We start from the raw sequence: 16,591 nt of genomic DNA, 5'->3' as shown, positions 1-16,591 counted from the left end.
CACCTGCACCACCATCACACGAACGGGTGCTTCACGGCAGTGTGCTCTTGGGTCGGGAGCACACCGAGAGTAGACACTTCGTAACTCGGCGAGACGCCCGGACGACCTCCGGCGGCACGCTCGCCCATGCGCCGAAGGAGACCCAGTTGGCTCACGAACGAGGACTGCGCTGTGCCGGATGCGGATCGAACGCCGTGCTGCACGCCGACACCGGGTGCGACGTCCTCACGGCGCACGACGCCGTCGACCTGTTCGGCAGCGGTCCGTGGGAGTGCTACCGGTGCGACCACGTGTTCGTGGCCTACCCGTGCCCGCACTGCGCGTCCTACGACATCTCGATCGGTCCCGCTCTCGCGGGCGTCGCCGCACCGGCGTCGTCGCGCTTCCTCCGGTGCCGGGGTTGTGGCGAGGAGTTCCTCTCCGCGACGTGATTGGCGTCCGGTTCCGGGGTGGACGAGTCCTGACGACCGCGCCGGACGACCGGGCCGCACGGGCGCGGGTGGCGTCGTGGTGAGGCCGGTCCGGCGCGGGCCGGGAGGCTTCCTGCGGGAGGTGCGGCTGGCCGAGCTCGCCCGGCGGAACTGCCAGATCGTGGCACCTGCTCGCCGAGGACGACCGAGCGGCTCAGGAGACGCCGGAGCCGGGGCCGTCGGCGTCGTACCGGCGGCGCGACTCCGCGACGCCGTCCCGGTTGGCCAGCGACCAGTCCGCGAGCTGCCCGATCAGCGCGGCGAGGCTCCGGCCCCGGTCGGTCAGCTCGTAGGTCACGCTCACCGGCACGGTCGGGTACGCGGTGCGCAGCACCAGGCCGTCGCGCTCCAGGCGGCGCAGGGTCAGCGTGAGCATCCGCTGGGAGATGCCGTGGACGCCGCGCTGCACCTGCCGGAAGCGCCGGGTGCCGGCGGTCAGCTCGACGATCGCCAGGACCGACCAGCGGTCGCCGATGCGGTCCAGGACGTCGCGGATTCCGCAGTCGGGGTGCTCCGGCAGCCCGCACGGCGCGGGCAGGGGGGTTACCCCGGTGTGCCCTGCTGACACGGAAGTGCCTCCTTGTGGCTGGTGAGCGGCCTTCGGAGGATGAGGGTAGTTCCCGATCACGGCCACGCGAAGGACTCCCCGCATGCTGCTCGTCACCGGTGCCTCCGGGCACCTCGGCTCGCTCGTCCACGCCGGTCTGACGCGACGGGGCCTCGCCCCGCTCGCCGGCAGCCGCACCCCGGACCGCTTCGGCGCGGCGGGACGGTCGCTGGACTTCGACGACCCCGCCACCGCGGACCTGACCGGGGTGCGGACCCTGGTCCTCGTGTCGGCGGGCTACGGCGAGGACGACGTGGTGATCGCCCGCCACGACGCGGTGATCACCGCCGCGGAGCGGGCCGGTGTGGAGCACGTCGTCTACACGAGTCTGACCGCCGCGGGCGACCACCTGCCCTTCGCCCTGGCCCACCGCTGGACCGAGCGGCGGCTGCGCGCCAGCTCGCTGCACTGGACGGTCCTGCGCAACGGGCTCTACGCGGAGCTGATCGGTCAGCTCGCCGCGCCGGCCGACGGGGTGATCGCCACGCCACTGGGGGACGGGGCCGTGGCCGCCGTCGCCAGGGAGGACCTCGCCGACGCGGCCGTGGCCGTGGCGGCCGACCCGGAGTCGCACCGGGGCAGCACCCTGGAACTGGTCGGACCGACCGCGATCACGGCGGCCGACCTGGCCGCGGAACTCGCCGTGCCGTACCTGCCTGTCTCGCTGGCCCGGTGGCGGGCCGGGCTCGACGGAGCGGGCCTGCTGCCCTTCCAGCCGCCGATGCTGCTGGGGATCTGCTCCGCGGTGGCGGGCGGGTTCCTGGCCGGCACCGGCGGCGACCTCGCCCGCCTGCTCACCCGCCCGGCGCGCGACCCGCTGCGCGTCGCGGTCGCGGCGGCGCGCTGAACCGTCGGTGGTGGGTGCCACGATCACGGGATGGACGTGGAGACGGGTGGGGCGCTGCGCGGAACCGAGGCGCAGGACGCGGTGGGCGACGCGGGGTGGCGGCTGGTGCTGGGGGCGCTGTGCGCGTGCGTCGGGGTCGGTTCGCTGGTGCAGGCGGCCGAGGTCGCCGCGCGGGTCGTCGCCGACGCCGGTGACGACGCCGACGAGCACCTGCGGGTGGACCTGCGCCGGGACGGCGTGGTGCTGACCGTGCGGACGTTCGCGGCGGGCGCGGTGACGGCGCGGGACGTCGCCCTCGCGCTCTCGGCATCGGCGGTGGTCGCCGACCTGGGGCTGCGGACGGAGAGCGGGGCAGCGCTGCAGGCACCGGAGATCGCGGTCGATGCCTCCGACATCGGGGCGGTCCGGCCGTTCTGGAGGGCGGTCACCGGCTACGCCGACGAGAGCGCCCACCCCCACGCGGGCCTGATCGACCCGCTCGGCCGCGGCCCGGCCGTCTGGTTCCAGCAGATGACCGGGACGCGGCCCCAGCGCAACCGCGTCCACCTGGACCTGTCGGTCCCGCACGACGAGGCCCCGAGCCGGGTGCGGGCCGCGCTCGCCGCCGGGGGCGTCCTGCGGTCGGACGCGCACGCCCCGGCCTTCTGGGTCCTCGCCGACGCCGAGGGCAACGAGGTGTGCGTCAGCACCTGGCAGGGCAGGGACGGCTGAGGCGCGTCGTCACACCGCGGTGTGCGGTGCTTCGGCGGCGTCGCCGTGCAGCTTCCGCGCGGCCCGCCGCCGCCTCCGGTCCAGCAGCGTCATGACGGGGGTGGCCGAGATGCCGTGCACGAGGATCGAGCCGATGACCACCAGGCCCACCACGCGCCAGACGGTGTCCGGATCGGTGAAGTCGCCCGCGTCCAGCGCGTAGGCGACGTAGAACAGCGAGCCCACACCGCGCACGCCGAAGAACGAGATGACGGCCCGCTCGTGCGACCCGGTCTTGCCGCGCGCCAGCGCGATCAGCCCGCCGAGGGGACGTACGACGAGCAGGACGACCGCCGCCACCAGCACGTCGCGCCACCCGGTGCCCGCGAGCAGCCCGGTGACGGCGGCACCGCCGAGCAGGAAGATGATCAGCACCGTGAGCAGGCGCTCCAGCTGCTCGACGTACTGGTGCAGCACGCGGTGGTAGCCGTGGCTCCGCTCGGCGGCCCTGATCGTGCAAGCGCACACGAACACCGCGATGAAGCCGTAGCCCTCGGCCAGTTCGGCCGCGCCGTAGGCGAGGAAGGTGATCGCCAGCGCGACGAACCCCTCGGCGTGCTCGGCGAGCCGGAACCTCTCCGACGGCGCCGAGAAGAACAGCTTGCCCAGCAACCACCCCGCCAGCAGACCGACGCCGACGCCGACCCCCAGCCGCCACAGCAGGTCCACCCCGAACCACTTCGGCAACCACGCCGCCGGCGCCGCGCCGACCGTGCTGATGGCGATGGCGGCGTAGGTGAAGGGGAACGCCAGCCCGTCGTTGAGCCCCGCCTCGGAGGTCAGCGCGAACCGGGCCTCGTCCTCGTCCGACTCCCGGTCCTCGGTCGGCTCGCCGACCTGCACCTCGCTGGCGAGCACGGGGTCGGTCGGCGCGAGCGCCGAGGCCAGGAGCAGCGAGGCCGCCGCCCCGAGGCCGAGCACGCCCCACCCGAGCAGGCCGATGGCGAGCATCGACAGCGGCATGGTGATGCCCAGCAGCCGCCAGGTCGTCGACCAGCGGCGCAGGCCGATCTTGCGGTTGAGGGCCAGGCCGGCGCCGGTGAGCGCGATGATCACGCACAGCTCGGTGAGGTGCATCGTGACGGTGGCGTGCGCGACCGGGTCGGGGTCGGGCAGCGGACCGATGACCGTGAACGCGAGCGCCCCCGCGCCCAGGAACACCATCGGCATCGAGATCGGGGCCCGGTCGAGGACGCGCGGCAGCAGGGCCGCGGCGAACGTCGCCGCACCGGCTCCGGCGTAGACGAGTGGTGCCGGGTCGGCCATGTGTCCCCCAGGTGATCCGCTTCGGTGGAACAGCACGGCTGATCCAGCACCGCGAGTGGTCGCCCGCGGTTCGATGACCACGTCGAGGTACCCCGTGCGGTGTGCGTCGAACATCGATGTGACGCTCGGCATCGCGGCGCGGAGGTGACGCCGCAGGTCCCGGCGGCGCGGGCGGGCCGCCGGGAGGTGACCGCTCAGCGGTCGTCGTGGCCCTCGTCGGCCCGCTGCCGCAGCAGCTGCTCCCGCGCCGCGCCGCCAGCGGGCTCCTGCGCCAGCCCCCGGTAGATCTCGGCGGCCTTCTCGTCGGGCAGGTGCGGCGCGAGCAGTGGCACGTCCGGGTCCACGACGGCCTCGACGACCACCGGCCGGTCGGCGGCGAACGCCTGCCGCCACGCCCCGGCCACCTGCTCCGGCGCGTCGACGCGGATGCCGTGCAGTCCGAGCAGCCGGGCGTGCTCGGCGTAGGGGAAGGCGGGGACGCGCTGCGACGCCGGGTAGCGCGGATCGCCCTCCATCTCCCGCTGCTCCCACGTGACCTCGTCGAGCTCGCGGTTGTGCAGCACCAGCACGACGAAGCGCGGGTCGCTCCACCCCCGCCACCGGTCGGCCACCGTGATCAGCTCCAGCAGGCCGTTCATCTGCATCGCGCCGTCACCGGCGAGGACCACGACCGGCCGGTCGGGGGCGTCCAGCTTCGCGGCCAGGCCGTAGGGCATCCCGCACCCCATCGACGCGAGGTAGCCCGACACGTGCGCGGGCACGCCCGGCGGCAGGGTGAGGAAGCGGGCGTACCAGTAGGTCGACGAACCGACGTCGACGGCCACCCGCGCGTCGCCGGGCAGGTGGTCGGACAGCCGCCGCACGACCAGTTGCGGGTTGAGCGGGTCGGCGGGCTCCAGCACGCGCCGCTCGGCGATCTCGCGCCAGCGGGACGTGCTGCGGGTGACCCGCTCCTGCCAGTCCCGGCCGGTCGCGCGCGGCAGCAGGGGCAGCAGCGCGCGCAGCGTCTCGGCGGTGTCGCCCACCAGCGCGACCTCCACGGGGTACTTGCTGCCCACCACGCGGGCGTCCACGTCGATCTGCACCGCCCTGGCCCGTCCCGGCTCGGGGTAGAACTCGGTCCACGGGCTGTTGCAGCCCACGATCAGCAGGGTGTCGCACTCCGACATCAGCTCGGCGCTGGCCGTCGTGCCCAGGTGCCCCATGACACCGGTGTGCCACGGCGCGGTCTCGGGCAGGACGGGCTTGCCGAGCAGCGACGCGGTCACCCCGGCCCCCAGCGCGTCGACGACCCGCTCGACCTCCTCGGCCGCGCCCACCGCGCCGCGGCCGACCAGCAGGGCGACCCGGCTGCCGGCCGCGAGCACGTCGGCGGCGCGGCGCAGGTCCTGCTCGGGCGGCAGGACCCGCGGTCGTGCGACGACCGCGGCGGACGGCACGACGCCGTGGGTGTGCGGCAGCTCCTCCGGCGCGTCGGCGCGCTGCACGTCGTGCGGGACGATCAGGCAGGTGGGGGTCCTCGTGGCGACGGCGGTGCGCATCGCGTTGTCCAGCAGCACCGGCACCTGCTCGGGCGCGGCGACCGTCTGCACGTACTGCCCGCACACGTCCTTGAGGAGGCTGTGCAGGTCGACCTCCTGGAGGTAGCCGCTGCCCAGCGCGGACGTCACGACCTGTCCGACGATCGCCACGACCGGTTGGTGGTCGAGCTTGGCGTCGTAGAGCCCGGTCAGCAGGTGGATCGCGCCCGGCCCCTGGGTGGCCAGGCAGACACCGGGCTCCCCGGTGTACTTCGCGTGCCCGGTGGCGGCGAAGGCGGCCATCTCCTCGTGCCGGGGCTGCACGAACTCCGGGGAGCCGTCGGCCCGGCGCAGCGCCGCGAGCAGCGGGTCGATGCCGTCTCCCGCGTAGCCGAACACCCTGGACACGCCCCAGGTGCGCAAGCGGTCGACCAGCGCGTCCGCGACCGTGCGGCTCATCTCGTCCCGCCTTCCCGAGCAGTGCTGGACGCGCTCGAACGCGCCGGGCACCGGATTCCACCCGCGGCACGCCCGAAACGCGCCGCGCACCGCCGAGCGGACGCGTCCACCCGTGTGTCCTGCCTCCGGGTGATGACCGGGCCCCGGCGTGTCGCCCCGGCCCGGTGGGGTAGCCGGGGCGGGACCGCACGAACTCGACGAGGAGGCATCGTGGTCGACGGCGAGACCGGCGGAGTGACGGGCACCAAGGACAAGGACTACAACGTCATCTGGTTCGTGGAGGCGTGCCTGAGCAACGCGCTGCGCCTGGAGACCTACGTCCAGGACGCCGAGCGCGACGGCGACTCGGAGCTGGCGGACTTCTTCCGCCGCGCGCAGAACGAGAGCCGCAAGGGCGCGGACCAGGGCAAGGCGCTGCTCGCGCGGCGGCTCACCCCGTGACCGGCCGCCGCCCGTGCCCGCGAGTCCTCCGCGGGCACGGGCGGCGGAAGAGGTCCGTCCACGGAGGACCGACGCTGCCGCCGAGGTCGAGACCACACCCGCCGCACGAGCGGCGAGCACCGGGTCGTGACCGCGGGGCGTGCGCGAGACCTCGTCCGCACCGGCCGCCGCCTCGGGAGGCGAAGTCCTGTGCCGCCTCGGGAGGCGAAGTCCTGCGCCGCCTCGGGAGGCGAAGACCTGCGCCGCCTCAGGAGGCGAAGACCTGCGACTCGTCCTGGAACGCCTTGAACTCCAGGGCGTTGCCCGCCGGGTCGAGCAGGAACATCGTCCACTGCTCGCCCGGTTCACCGGCGAACCGCAGGTACGGCTCGATCACGAACGCCGTGCCGGCCGCGCGCAACCGCTCGGCGAGGTCGTGGAACCCCGCGACGGAGAGCAGGAGGCCGAAGTGGGGCACCGGGACGTCGTGCCCGTCGACCGCGTTGCGCGCCGCGGCGCCGGGGGCGTTCGCGACGAGGTGGGTGACGAACTGGTGGCCGTAGAAGTCCCAGTCCACCCACGTGTCGGCCGAGCGGCCCTCGGACAGGCCGAGCACGGTCCCGTAGAACTCGCGGGCGCTGGCGAGGTCGTCGACCGGAACGGCCAGGTGGAAGCCGGGACGCGTGCTGCTCATGGAGTGTCTCCTTCGTCGGCTCGTGACTCCACCTTGACCGTGCCGCTAGTCAATGTCAACATTAGGACATGGAGCCGTCCCCTCTTGCGCCGATCCGCCGGGCGGAGCGCCGCGGGCTCGCCGACGAGGCCGCCGACCGCGTCCGCGAAGCGATCTTCACCGGTCTGTTCCAGCCGGGTGGCGCGCTGCGGGAGGTCGAACTGGCCGCGTCCCTGGGCGTCAGCCGCGGTGCGGTGCGTGAGGGGCTCGCGGTGCTCGCCCGCGAGGGCCTCGTGCAGAGCGAGTGGCACCGCGGCACCAGGGTGACCGAGGTGACCGCGCCCGACGTCGAGGAGGTCTACGCCGTGCGCGCCGCCCTGGAGCGCGTCGCCGCTCGCGCCGCCGCCGAACGCTCCGGCGCGTTCGAGTGGGACGACCTCGACCGGCTGGTGGACACGATGGCCGCCGAGATCGCCCGCGGTGCCGACGTGACCCGGCTGCTCGCCCTGGACGTCGAGTTCCACGACCGGATCTACCGGCTGTCCGGGAACCGGCGGCTCCTGGACGCCTGGCTGGCCATCCGGTCGCAGGTGCACCTGTTCCTGCTCACCCGCGTCCGGCTGGGCCACGAGCAGTACCGGGGGATCGTCGTGGACGAGCACCGCGAACTGGTGGCGCTGCTGCGGGTGAAGGACCTGACGACCCTCGAACGCGTCGCGGAGGAGCACGTCCGCTCCGCCGGTCGAGTGCTCGCCGAGCAGCTCGCCGACGGACGGTGACGTCCGGCGCGGGAGCGCGGCTCACACGGTGAGGACGACCTTGCCCCGCGCGTGTCCCTCGCCGACGTGCCGGACGGCGTCCGCCGCCTCGGCGAGCGGGTAGGTCCGGCCGATCACAGGCGTGAGCCCGCCGTCCTCGACGACCTGCCGCAGGAACCGGAGGTCCTCGGCGCCCACGCTGGAGACCAGTCCGCGCAACCGCTGACGCACGAACGGCGACAGCAGGAGCGCCCGCAGCACGCGGTCCACACCGCCGAAGAACTTGCCAGGCCCCTCGCCCCCGACGATCACGAGGGTTCCCCGCGGCGCGAGGGCTCGGCGCACGTGGGACAACGGCCGGTTGCCCGCCGTGTCCAGGACGAGGTCGTAGTGGCGCGTGCCGTCCGCGAAGTCCTCGCGGGTGCGGTCCACGACCTCGTCCGCGCCCAGGGACCGGACGAGGTCCGTCTTCTCCGTGCTGCACACGCCGGTGACGTGCGCCCCGAACACCTTGGCCAGTTGCACGGCGAAGGTGCCGACGCCCCCGCCGGCGCCGATGACCAGGACCCGCTGCCCCGGCTGCACCTCGCCGCGGTCGCGCAGCCCCTGCAACGCGGTGACGGCCGAGATGGGGACCGCCGCCGCCTGCTCGAAGGAGAGGTTCGCGGGCTTGTGCGCCAACCTGTCCGGCGTGACGCTCACGTGCTCGGCGAAGGAGCCGTCGCAGGTGCCGAACACCTCGTCGCCCGGCTGGAACCCGGTCACGCCGTCGCCGACCGCCTCGACGCGCCCCGCGACGTCCATGCCCCGCACGCGCACCTTCGGCGCGCGCAGCCCGAGGCCCGTGAGGCGGAGCAGGAGCGGCCGCCCGGTCGTGAGGTGCCAGACGCCGGGGTCGACGCCCGCCGCGTGCACCCGCACCAGCACCTCGCCGGCTCCCGCCACCGGTGTGTCGACGTCCCGGAGTTCGAGGACGTCGGGTGAGCCGTAGTTGTCCTGGACGATCGCCTTCACGGTGTCTCTCCTGTGCTGTCGGGGTACTGGAACACGTCGTCGAGCGCGGCGCCGAACACCCGCGCGATCTGGAAGGCCATCTCCAGGGACGGCGAGTAGCGGCCCTGTTCGATGGCGATGACGGTCTGCCTGGTCACGCCGATGCGGTTCGCCAGGTCCGCCTGGGTCATCTGCCCGTGCGCGAAGCGCAGGGAGCGGATGGAGTTCGTGACCCTGGTCGGCTTCACCACGGCTGGAAGCCCCGCCGGTAGGCGACGATCTTGGCCACCGACCCGAGGACGGCCGACAGGGCGAACCCCGCGTAGAGCGTGTTGGCGATCCAGAAGTGGTTCAGCTCGGCCATCGCCATGCACAGCGCGGCGACTCCGCCGACGACGACGAACGACTGTCCGACGTGGTCGCCGAACCGCAGGATCTCCCGGTCGCGCTGGTCCTTCTGGTTCGAGTCCTCCGACACCGCCGAGACGACGACGTCGAGCACGATCTGCCCCACGACCGCGGCGCCGACCGTCCACAGCAGCGCCGCGCCGTACGACGCCTCGGTGAGGGGCGCCCCTCCCGCTCCCGCGAGGACGACGGCCAGGTAGGTCCCGTACGCGCAGACGGCGAGCACCGCCATGATCCACGCGCGCTTCTCCTCGAACGCCACACCCGCTCCTTCTGCTCGCTGGTCGATGGACATGAATGTAAAGCAGAGCTGACATCATGTCAAAGTTTTTTGACTTCGCCGCGGGGTGGTCGCCGGGACCGGCCGCCCCCGGACGGAGGTCGTGGCGCGGGCGAGGGAGAAGACCGGCGTGCCGCCCGGCGGCGCGGACCGTCCGCCGGAGAGATCAGCGGTGCTCCGGGGCGTTGTCGTCGCTGTAGCGTGTGCGCGGGCAGGTCGGCCGATCGTGCGGGATCGGCGTCGCACCGCACGGGTTCAGGCCGGGAGTGGAACGAGGGTGGACATGCACGACACCGAGCTCGACGGTGCGCAGACGGTCGTCCGCGGTGACGGGAGCGACCAGTTGGAGCTGCGTCGTCTGCTCGCGGGGCTGACGGCCGTCCGCGACGGAGACTTCGGCACCCGGCTGCCGGACGACGGCGACGGCCTGCTCGGTGAGATCGCCACGGTCTTCAACGGCATGGTCGACCAGCTGTCGCTGTTCACCTCGGAGGTCACCAGGGTGGCCCGCGAGGTCGGCACCGAGGGCAGGCTCGGCGGCCAGGCCGAGGTGCCGGGGGTGTCGGGCACCTGGGAGGACCTGACCGACTCGGTGAACGCCATGGCGGGCAACCTCACCAGCCAGGTGCGCGACATCGCGCAGGTGGCGACGGCGGTGGCCCGCGGCGACCTGTCGCAGAAGATCACCGTCGACGCGCGCGGCGAGATCCTGGAGCTGAAGAACACCATCAACACGATGGTCGACCAGCTCTCGGCGTTCGGCGACGAGGTGACCCGCATGGCCCGCGAGGTCGGCACCGAGGGCATCCTCGGTGGTCAGGCCGACGTGAAGGGCGTGTCGGGCACGTGGCGCGACCTCACCGCGTCGGTGAACTCGATGGCCGGGAACCTGACCGCCCAGGTGCGCTCGATCGCGCAGGTGGCCACGGCGGTGGCGCGCGGCGACCTGTCGCAGAAGATCGACGTGGACGCGCGCGGGGAGATCCTGGAGCTGAAGGAGACCATCAACACGATGGTCGACCAGCTCTCGGCGTTCGCCGGCGAGGTGACCCGCGTGGCGCGCGAGGTCGGCACCGAGGGACGACTCGGCGGTCAGGCCGACGTGAAGGGCGTGTCGGGCACCTGGAAGGACCTGACCGAGTCGGTCAACGTCATGGGCGACAACCTGACCGCCCAGGTGCGCTCCATCGCCCAGGTGACCACGGCGGTGGCGCGCGGCGACCTGTCGCAGAAGATCCGGGTCGACGCGCGCGGGGAGATCCTGGAGCTGAAGGAGACCATCAACACGATGGTCGACCAGCTCTCGGCGTTCGCCGACGAGGTCACCCGCGTGTCCCGCGAGGTCGGCACGGAGGGCAACCTCGGCGGCCAGGCCACCGTGCGGGGCGTGTCGGGCACCTGGAAGGACCTGACCGACAACGTCAACGTCATGGCCTCCAACCTGACCGGCCAGGTGCGCTCGATCGCGCAGGTGGCCACGGCGGTGGCGCGCGGCGACCTGTCGCAGAAGATCACCGTCGAGGCCAAGGGCGAGGTCGCCGCGCTGGCCGGCGTGATCAACACGATGGTCGACACCCTCTCGGCGTTCGCCGACGAGGTGACGCGCGTGGCCCGCGAGGTGGGCACCGAGGGCATCCTCGGCGGCCAGGCCAGGGTGCCCAACGTGGCGGGCACGTGGAAGGACCTGACCGACAACGTCAACTTCATGGCCAACAACCTCACCAACCAGGTGCGCAACATCGCGCAGGTGACCACCGCCGTGGCGCAGGGCGACCTGACGCGCAAGATCGACGTGGACGCGCGCGGCGAGATCCTGGAGCTCAAGACCACCATCAACACGATGGTCGACCAGCTCTCGGCGTTCGCCGCCGAGGTGACCCGCGTGGCCAGGGAGGTCGGCAGCGAGGGACGCCTCGGCGGCCAGGCCGAGGTCGAGGGCGTGTCCGGCACCTGGAAGCGGCTGACGGAGAACGTCAACGAACTCGCCGGGAACCTGACCCGCCAGGTGCGCGCGATCGCCGAGGTGACCAGCGCGGTCGCCGAGGGCGACCTCACCCGCTCCATCACCGTCGAGGCCTCCGGCGAGGTCGCGGAGCTCAAGGACAACATCAACTCGATGGTGGGGTCGCTGCGCGAGACCACCAGGGCCAACCGGGACCAGGACTGGCTCAAGTCGAACCTGGCGCGCATCTCCGGCCTGATGCAGGGGCACCGCGACCTCGCCGTCGTCGCGGAGCTGATCATGGACGAGCTGGTGCCGCTGGTGTCGGCGCAGTACGGCGCGTTCTACCTGACCGACGACGGCGCCGACAGCCCGGCGCTGCGCCGCATCGCCTCCTACGGCCACGCCGACGAGGGCGGCCCCGACCAGGCCGTCACGAGCTTCCGGCCGGGGCAGTCGCTGGTCGGGCAGGCCGCGCGCAACCGCAGGATCATCGCCGTGGACGACCTGCCGCCCGGCTACGCGACCATCTCCTCCGGCCTGGGCAGCACCGCGCCCACCAGCCTCCTGGTGCTGCCGATCGTGGTGGAGGACCAGGTGCTCGGCGTCATCGAGCTGGCCTCGGTCCACCACTTCACCGACATCCACACCGACTTCCTCGAACAGCTCATGGAGAGCATCGGGGTCAACGTCAACACGATCATCGCCAACGCCCGCACCGACGAGCTGCTGGAGGAGTCCCAGCGCCTCGCCGCCGAGCTCCAGGCGCGCTCCGGAGAGCTCCAGGTCCGCCAGGAGGAGCTCCAGCTGTCCAACGCCGAGCTGGAGGAGAAGGCGGCCCTGCTCGCGAGCCAGAACCGCGACATCGAGACGAAGAACCTGGAGATCGAGCAGGCGCGGCAGGAGCTGGAGACCCGCGCCCAGCAGCTGTCCCTGGCCTCCAAGTACAAGTCGGAGTTCCTGGCCAACATGAGCCACGAGCTGCGCACCCCGCTCAACAGCCTGCTCATCCTCGCGCAGCTGCTGGCCCAGAACCCGACCCGGAACCTGACGCCCAAGCAGGTGGAGTACGCGGGCATCATCCACTCCGCCGGATCGGACCTGCTCCAGCTCATCAACGACATCCTCGACCTGTCCAAGGTGGAGGCGGGGAAGATGGACATCAGCCCCGAGCGCGTCACGCTGCGCCACCTGCTCGACTACGTCGAGGCGACGTTCAGGCCGATGACCACGCAGAAGGGCCTGAGCTTCCGCGTCGTCACCGCGCCGGGGGCCCCGATGGACCTGCTCACCGACGACTCGCGGCTGCGGCAGGTGCTGAGCAACCTGCTCTCCAACGCCGTGAAGTTCACCGAGAACGGCAGGGTCGAGCTGCGCGTCGAGCCCGCGGACTCCGCCGACCTGCCCGCGGCGGTGCACCACCACGGCCCGGCCATCGCCTTCCGGGTCGTCGACACCGGCATCGGCATCGCCGAGCAGCAGCTGGAGTCCATCTTCGGCGCCTTCCAGCAGGCCGACGGCACGACCAGCCGCAAGTACGGCGGCACCGGCCTGGGGCTGTCGATCAGCCGTGAGATCGCCTACCTGCTCGGCGGCGCGATCACCGCGCGCAGCACCGTGGGCACGGGCAGCACCTTCACCCTCTACCTCCCGGTGGCGCGGCCGGACTTCGAGGAGGCGGCGACGATCCAGCGCACCGCCGACGAGCAGATCGTCGTCGAGGGCGCCGGCTCCGCCGACGAGCGGCTGCTCATCACCGCGCCGCCGCAGCAGCGCCGCCGCCTGCTGGTGGTCGAGGAGCGTCCGCGCGGCCTGCTGTCGCTGGTCGCCGAGAGCGCCACCGCGGACCTCGCGACCAGCGGGGACGCGACGGACCCGCGCGGGCCGGTCGAGGTCGTGACCGCCGTCGGGATCGAGCAGGCCGCCGCCGCGCTCGCCGTCGAGGCGTGCCACTGCATCGTGCTGGAGCTGGACATGCCCGACGCCGCGGCCCTGCGCTTCCTCGACGTGGTGGACGAGGACCCGGCTCTGCGCACCATTCCCGTGCTGGCCCACAACAACCGGCGACTCGACGCGGAGCAGGAGCAGCGCTTGCAGACCCGCGCGCAGGACCGGCCGCTGGAGCTGCTGACGGGTCTGGACGAACTGCGCGAGCGCATCGCCCTGCACCTCAACGCCGAGCAGCCGGGAGACGTGCTCCCCCTCGTGCGCCGGGACGCCCCGGCCGCGCGCCCCGCGCCCGAGCCGGACAGCGAGCTGATCGGACGCACCGTGCTCGTCGTGGACGACGACGCCCGCAACGTGTTCGCCCTGACCGGTGTCCTGGAACTGCACGGGATGACGGTGCTGCACGCGGAGAACGGCCGGGAGGGCATCGACACGCTCTGCGCGCACCCCGAGGTCGACCTCGTCCTGATGGACGTGATGATGCCGGAGATGGACGGCTACAGCGCGACCGCGGCGATCCGGGCCATGCCGGAGCACAGCCGGTTGCCCGTCGTCGCGGTGACGGCCAAGGCGATGCCGGGCGACCGGGAGAAGAGCCTGGCCTCCGGCGCGGACGACTACGTCACCAAGCCGCTCGACGCCGACGAGCTGATCGGCCGCATCCGCGGGTGGTTGAACCGGTGACGCGGGAGACGTGCCGGTCGTGGGACCGGGTGACGAGGAGCGGGCGGTGATCGCGCCGGGGGACGAGCGCGCCGGACAGCCACCGGCCGGGCTCGTGCCGACGCCGCTCCCGGAGGAGGGCGGGGCGTTGTCGACGGACTTCTCCGACGACGACTCGACCTTCAGCGCGCTCGCGGAGGTGCCGGACGTCCACACCAGCATGCGGTCCAACCTGGACAGACTGGCCGCGACCGTCGAGCGGCTCAGCCGCAGGGTGCGGGAGGCGCAGGCGACGGCGGACGGGCGCGCGCTGATCGAGCTGGCGAAGGGCGTGCTGGTGGAGCGGCTGCGCTGCGGCCCCACCAGGGCCGCCAAGCAGCTCGCCGAACTCGCCGAGCGCGCGGGGGTGACGCAGCTGGAGCTGGCGGCGGAGATCGTGGACCAGGCGTCGCACGACCAGCTCGCCGAGGCGGCCAGCGCCTTCGTGGACCACGTGCGCACCGGGACCGGGAACTCGGGGACGGTGTCCTCGGCGGTGGTCCGGTTGCGCACCACCGAGAGCGGTGTGCTGGGGGCGAGCGACACGCAGGCGGTGGCGGAGGCGCTGCTCCAGCACGCGCTGGCCCCGCTGGGCGCGACCGCGGTCGCGGTGTGGGCGGCGGCCTCCGACGGTTCTCTCGACCTGGCCGGGCACGCGGGGTTCAGCGAGACGGAGGCGACGCGCTGGCGGCACGTCCCGCCCGGTGTCGTCACCTCCGCGCGCCGCGCCCTCGTCGACCGGGCGCCGGTCTGGTTCGACGACGTGGTCAGCACCGGTCTGCCGTCCGTGGCGCACCGGGAGGTGCCGGGTGGCCGGGTGGTGCTGCCCGCCGGCACCGGTGGCCGCATCCTCGGCGTCCTGGAGATCTGCTGGCCGCACGTGCCACCTCCGCGGACACCGCAGATCCAGCGGCAGGTCGAGGCGCTGGCCGAGCTGTGCTCGCACACCCTGGAGAACCGGCCGGTCCTGCGGGCCGAGTCGGAACCCCGCACGGCGACCGACCACGCGCTGACCGAACTGGTGGACCTCGTGGACGGGCTGCTCGACCCGGCGATGGTGCTGCGCCCCGAGCTGGACGGACGCGGCACCCCCGTGGACTTCCGCGTCCACCACGCCAACCCGCACTTCACCGACCTCGCCGACCGCACCCGCGAGGACGTCGTGGGTGCGACCCTGCTGGAGGCCTACCCGCTGGTGGCCCACAGCGGACTGATCGACGAGCTCGAACGCGTCCACGCCACCGGTGAGCCCTTCCGCGCCGAACGGATGACGCTGGCCACCCTGGTCGACCAGGTGCCGCTCACCGTCACCGCCAGCATCAGCATCAGCAGGCACGGCGGGGAACTGCTCCTGCTGTGGCGGGTGCACGACGAGACGACCCGGCTGGCGAACCTGTTGCAGCACGCTCAGCGGCTCGGGCGCGTCGGCGGGTTCGAGGAGAACCTGCTCACGCAGGAGATCACCTGGAACGGCGAGCTGTTCTCGCTCTACGGGCTGTCCCAGACCGCGGCCCCGGTGTCCGTGCAGCACCTCGCCGAGCACGCCCACCCCGACGACTCCGGCACGATCGACCGGTTCCTGCGCACCCTGCTGCACCTGCGGCGGCCCGCCAGCACCGCGTTCCGGCTGCGGCGTGCCGACGGCATCCTGCGCCACATCCGCGTCATCGCCGAACCCGTCGTCGACGCGACCAACCGGCTCCTGTCGGTGCGCGGCGCCTACCAGGACATCTCGGCCCAGCACTGGACCGAGGTCGCGCTGGCGGCCACCCGCGACCAGCTCGCCCACACCGAGCAGCAGGCGGCCGAGCACAACCGGCTCGCCCTCCAGCTCCAGCACGCCATCATGCCGCCCACCGAGGCGCCGGTGGACGCGCCGGGGCTGCGCATCGCCGTGCGCTACCGCCCGGCGGAGAAGGAGCACCTGGTCGGCGGTGACTGGTACGACGCCGTGGTCCTGCCGTCGAACCAGGTCCTGATCTCGGTCGGCGACATCACCGGGCACGGCGTCGGCGCCGCCACCGGCATGGTCGTGCTGCGCAACGCCCTGCGCGGTCTCGCGGCCACCGGCGCGGGCCCGGCGCAACTGCTGGCGTGGCTCAACCTCGTCGCCCGCCACCTGGCCGACAACGTCCTCGCCACGGCGATCTGCGGCCTGTTCGACCCGCCCACGCGCACCCTCACCTGGGCCAGGGCCGGGCACCTCCCGCCCGTCCTGGTCCGCCGGGGAGAGGCGACCGCCCTGCCGACACCGCGCGGGCTGATGCTGGGCGTGCTGACCGACAGCGACTACGACGAGAGCCAGGTCCAGTTGGAGGAGGGCGACGTGCTGCTGTTCTACACCGACGGCCTCGTCGAACGCCGGGACCTGCCGCTGGACGACTGCATCGACCGGCTGCTCACCAGTTCCGCGGCGTCCTCCGGCGGTCTGGAGGCCAGGCTCGACCACCTGCTGACCCACACCGACTCCGACACCGACGACGACACCTGCGTGGTGGGGGTCGAGGTGCGCTGATCCCCACCGGCGGCGACCGGTCGTGGCAGCGGAG

General features: G+C 73.1%; 14 protein-coding genes. 7 read left to right on the top strand and 7 right to left on the bottom strand.

The genetic code is table 11. From position 1 onward, the window contains the following. Positions 1-146: 146 nt before the first annotated feature. Positions 147-431 (top strand): hypothetical protein, encoded by a 285-nt coding sequence (locus IMZ35_RS05770; RefSeq protein ID WP_199439873.1) that lies wholly within the window; start codon positions 147-149, stop codon positions 429-431. A 193-nt stretch (positions 432-624) separates the two neighbouring features. Here the strand turns inward: IMZ35_RS05770 and IMZ35_RS05765 are convergent, their stop codons facing one another. Beyond that, positions 625-1,038, bottom strand: a complete 414-nt coding sequence (locus IMZ35_RS05765; RefSeq protein WP_307867787.1) for a winged helix-turn-helix transcriptional regulator — start codon at positions 1,036-1,038, stop codon at positions 625-627. Between the two features lie 82 nt (positions 1,039-1,120). On the opposite strand from IMZ35_RS05765, the gene IMZ35_RS05760 reads away from it, so the two are divergent. Both IMZ35_RS05760 and IMZ35_RS05755 read left to right on the top strand, forming a co-directional pair. Next, a complete protein-coding gene (locus IMZ35_RS05760) occupies positions 1,121-1,924 on the top strand; it encodes an NAD(P)H-binding protein (RefSeq protein WP_199439871.1) in 804 nt (267 codons plus the stop codon). 30 nt (positions 1,925-1,954) lie between these two features. Next, positions 1,955-2,635, top strand: a complete 681-nt coding sequence (locus tag IMZ35_RS05755) for a 4a-hydroxytetrahydrobiopterin dehydratase family protein (protein ID WP_199439870.1) — start codon at positions 1,955-1,957, stop codon at positions 2,633-2,635. A 9-nt stretch (positions 2,636-2,644) separates the two neighbouring features. Here IMZ35_RS05755 and IMZ35_RS05750 read toward each other — a convergent pair whose 3' ends face one another. Together IMZ35_RS05750 and IMZ35_RS05745 are read right to left on the bottom strand one after the other, a co-directional pair. After that, on the bottom strand, positions 2,645-3,940 hold the full coding sequence (locus IMZ35_RS05750) for a cation:proton antiporter (protein ID WP_199439869.1): 1,296 nt from the start codon (positions 3,938-3,940) through the stop codon (positions 2,645-2,647). A 194-nt stretch (positions 3,941-4,134) separates the two neighbouring features. After that, positions 4,135-5,919, bottom strand: coding sequence for a thiamine pyrophosphate-requiring protein (locus IMZ35_RS05745; protein WP_199439868.1), 1,785 nt, complete (start codon positions 5,917-5,919; stop codon positions 4,135-4,137). 210 nt (positions 5,920-6,129) lie between these two features. On the opposite strand from IMZ35_RS05745, the gene IMZ35_RS05740 reads away from it, so the two are divergent. Then, positions 6,130-6,360 carry a hypothetical protein gene (locus IMZ35_RS05740; protein ID WP_199439867.1) on the top strand — a complete coding sequence of 77 codons (231 nt, stop codon included), beginning with the start codon at positions 6,130-6,132 and terminating at the stop codon, positions 6,358-6,360. Positions 6,361-6,607: 247 nt separating this feature from the next. Here the strand turns inward: IMZ35_RS05740 and IMZ35_RS05735 are convergent, their stop codons facing one another. Then, positions 6,608-7,033: a VOC family protein gene (locus IMZ35_RS05735; RefSeq protein ID WP_199439866.1), complete on the bottom strand. Its 426-nt coding sequence runs from the start codon at positions 7,031-7,033 to the stop codon at positions 6,608-6,610. 68 nt (positions 7,034-7,101) lie between these two features. Here IMZ35_RS05735 and IMZ35_RS05730 point away from each other — a divergent pair, with 68 nt between their 5' ends. Further along, positions 7,102-7,791 (top strand): GntR family transcriptional regulator, encoded by a 690-nt coding sequence (locus tag IMZ35_RS05730; RefSeq protein ID WP_199439865.1) that lies wholly within the window; start codon positions 7,102-7,104, stop codon positions 7,789-7,791. A 21-nt stretch (positions 7,792-7,812) separates the two neighbouring features. On the opposite strand, the gene IMZ35_RS05725 is transcribed toward IMZ35_RS05730, so the two are convergent. Genes IMZ35_RS05725 through IMZ35_RS05715 form a run of 3 tightly spaced genes read right to left on the bottom strand, consistent with a single transcriptional unit; the run spans position 7,813 to position 9,433 of the window. Further along, on the bottom strand, positions 7,813-8,784 hold the full coding sequence (locus IMZ35_RS05725) for an NAD(P)-dependent alcohol dehydrogenase (protein ID WP_199439864.1): 972 nt from the start codon (positions 8,782-8,784) through the stop codon (positions 7,813-7,815). Next, on the bottom strand, positions 8,781-9,014 hold the full coding sequence (locus IMZ35_RS05720; protein ID WP_199439863.1) for a helix-turn-helix transcriptional regulator: 234 nt from the start codon (positions 9,012-9,014) through the stop codon (positions 8,781-8,783). Before IMZ35_RS05720 ends, IMZ35_RS05725 begins: the two co-directional genes overlap by 4 nt. Beyond that, positions 9,008-9,433, bottom strand: a complete 426-nt coding sequence (locus IMZ35_RS05715) for a hypothetical protein (protein ID WP_307867786.1) — start codon at positions 9,431-9,433, stop codon at positions 9,008-9,010. Before IMZ35_RS05715 ends, IMZ35_RS05720 begins: the two co-directional genes overlap by 7 nt. A 301-nt stretch (positions 9,434-9,734) precedes the next feature. On the opposite strand from IMZ35_RS05715, the gene IMZ35_RS05710 reads away from it, so the two are divergent. Both IMZ35_RS05710 and IMZ35_RS05705 read left to right on the top strand, forming a co-directional pair. Beyond that, positions 9,735-14,024: a HAMP domain-containing hybrid sensor histidine kinase/response regulator gene (locus tag IMZ35_RS05710; RefSeq protein WP_199439861.1), complete on the top strand. Its 4,290-nt coding sequence runs from the start codon at positions 9,735-9,737 to the stop codon at positions 14,022-14,024. A gap of 19 nt (positions 14,025-14,043) precedes the next feature. After that, positions 14,044-16,557, top strand: a complete 2,514-nt coding sequence (locus tag IMZ35_RS05705; protein WP_307867785.1) for a SpoIIE family protein phosphatase — start codon at positions 14,044-14,046, stop codon at positions 16,555-16,557. The last annotated feature ends 34 nt before the right edge of the window (positions 16,558-16,591 follow it).

It is taken from the genome of Umezawaea beigongshangensis (assembly GCF_016464305.1).
Taxonomy (GTDB): domain Bacteria; phylum Actinomycetota; class Actinomycetes; order Mycobacteriales; family Pseudonocardiaceae; genus Umezawaea_A; species Umezawaea_A beigongshangensis.
This window is presented reverse-complemented; position numbering and strand designations above follow the sequence as displayed.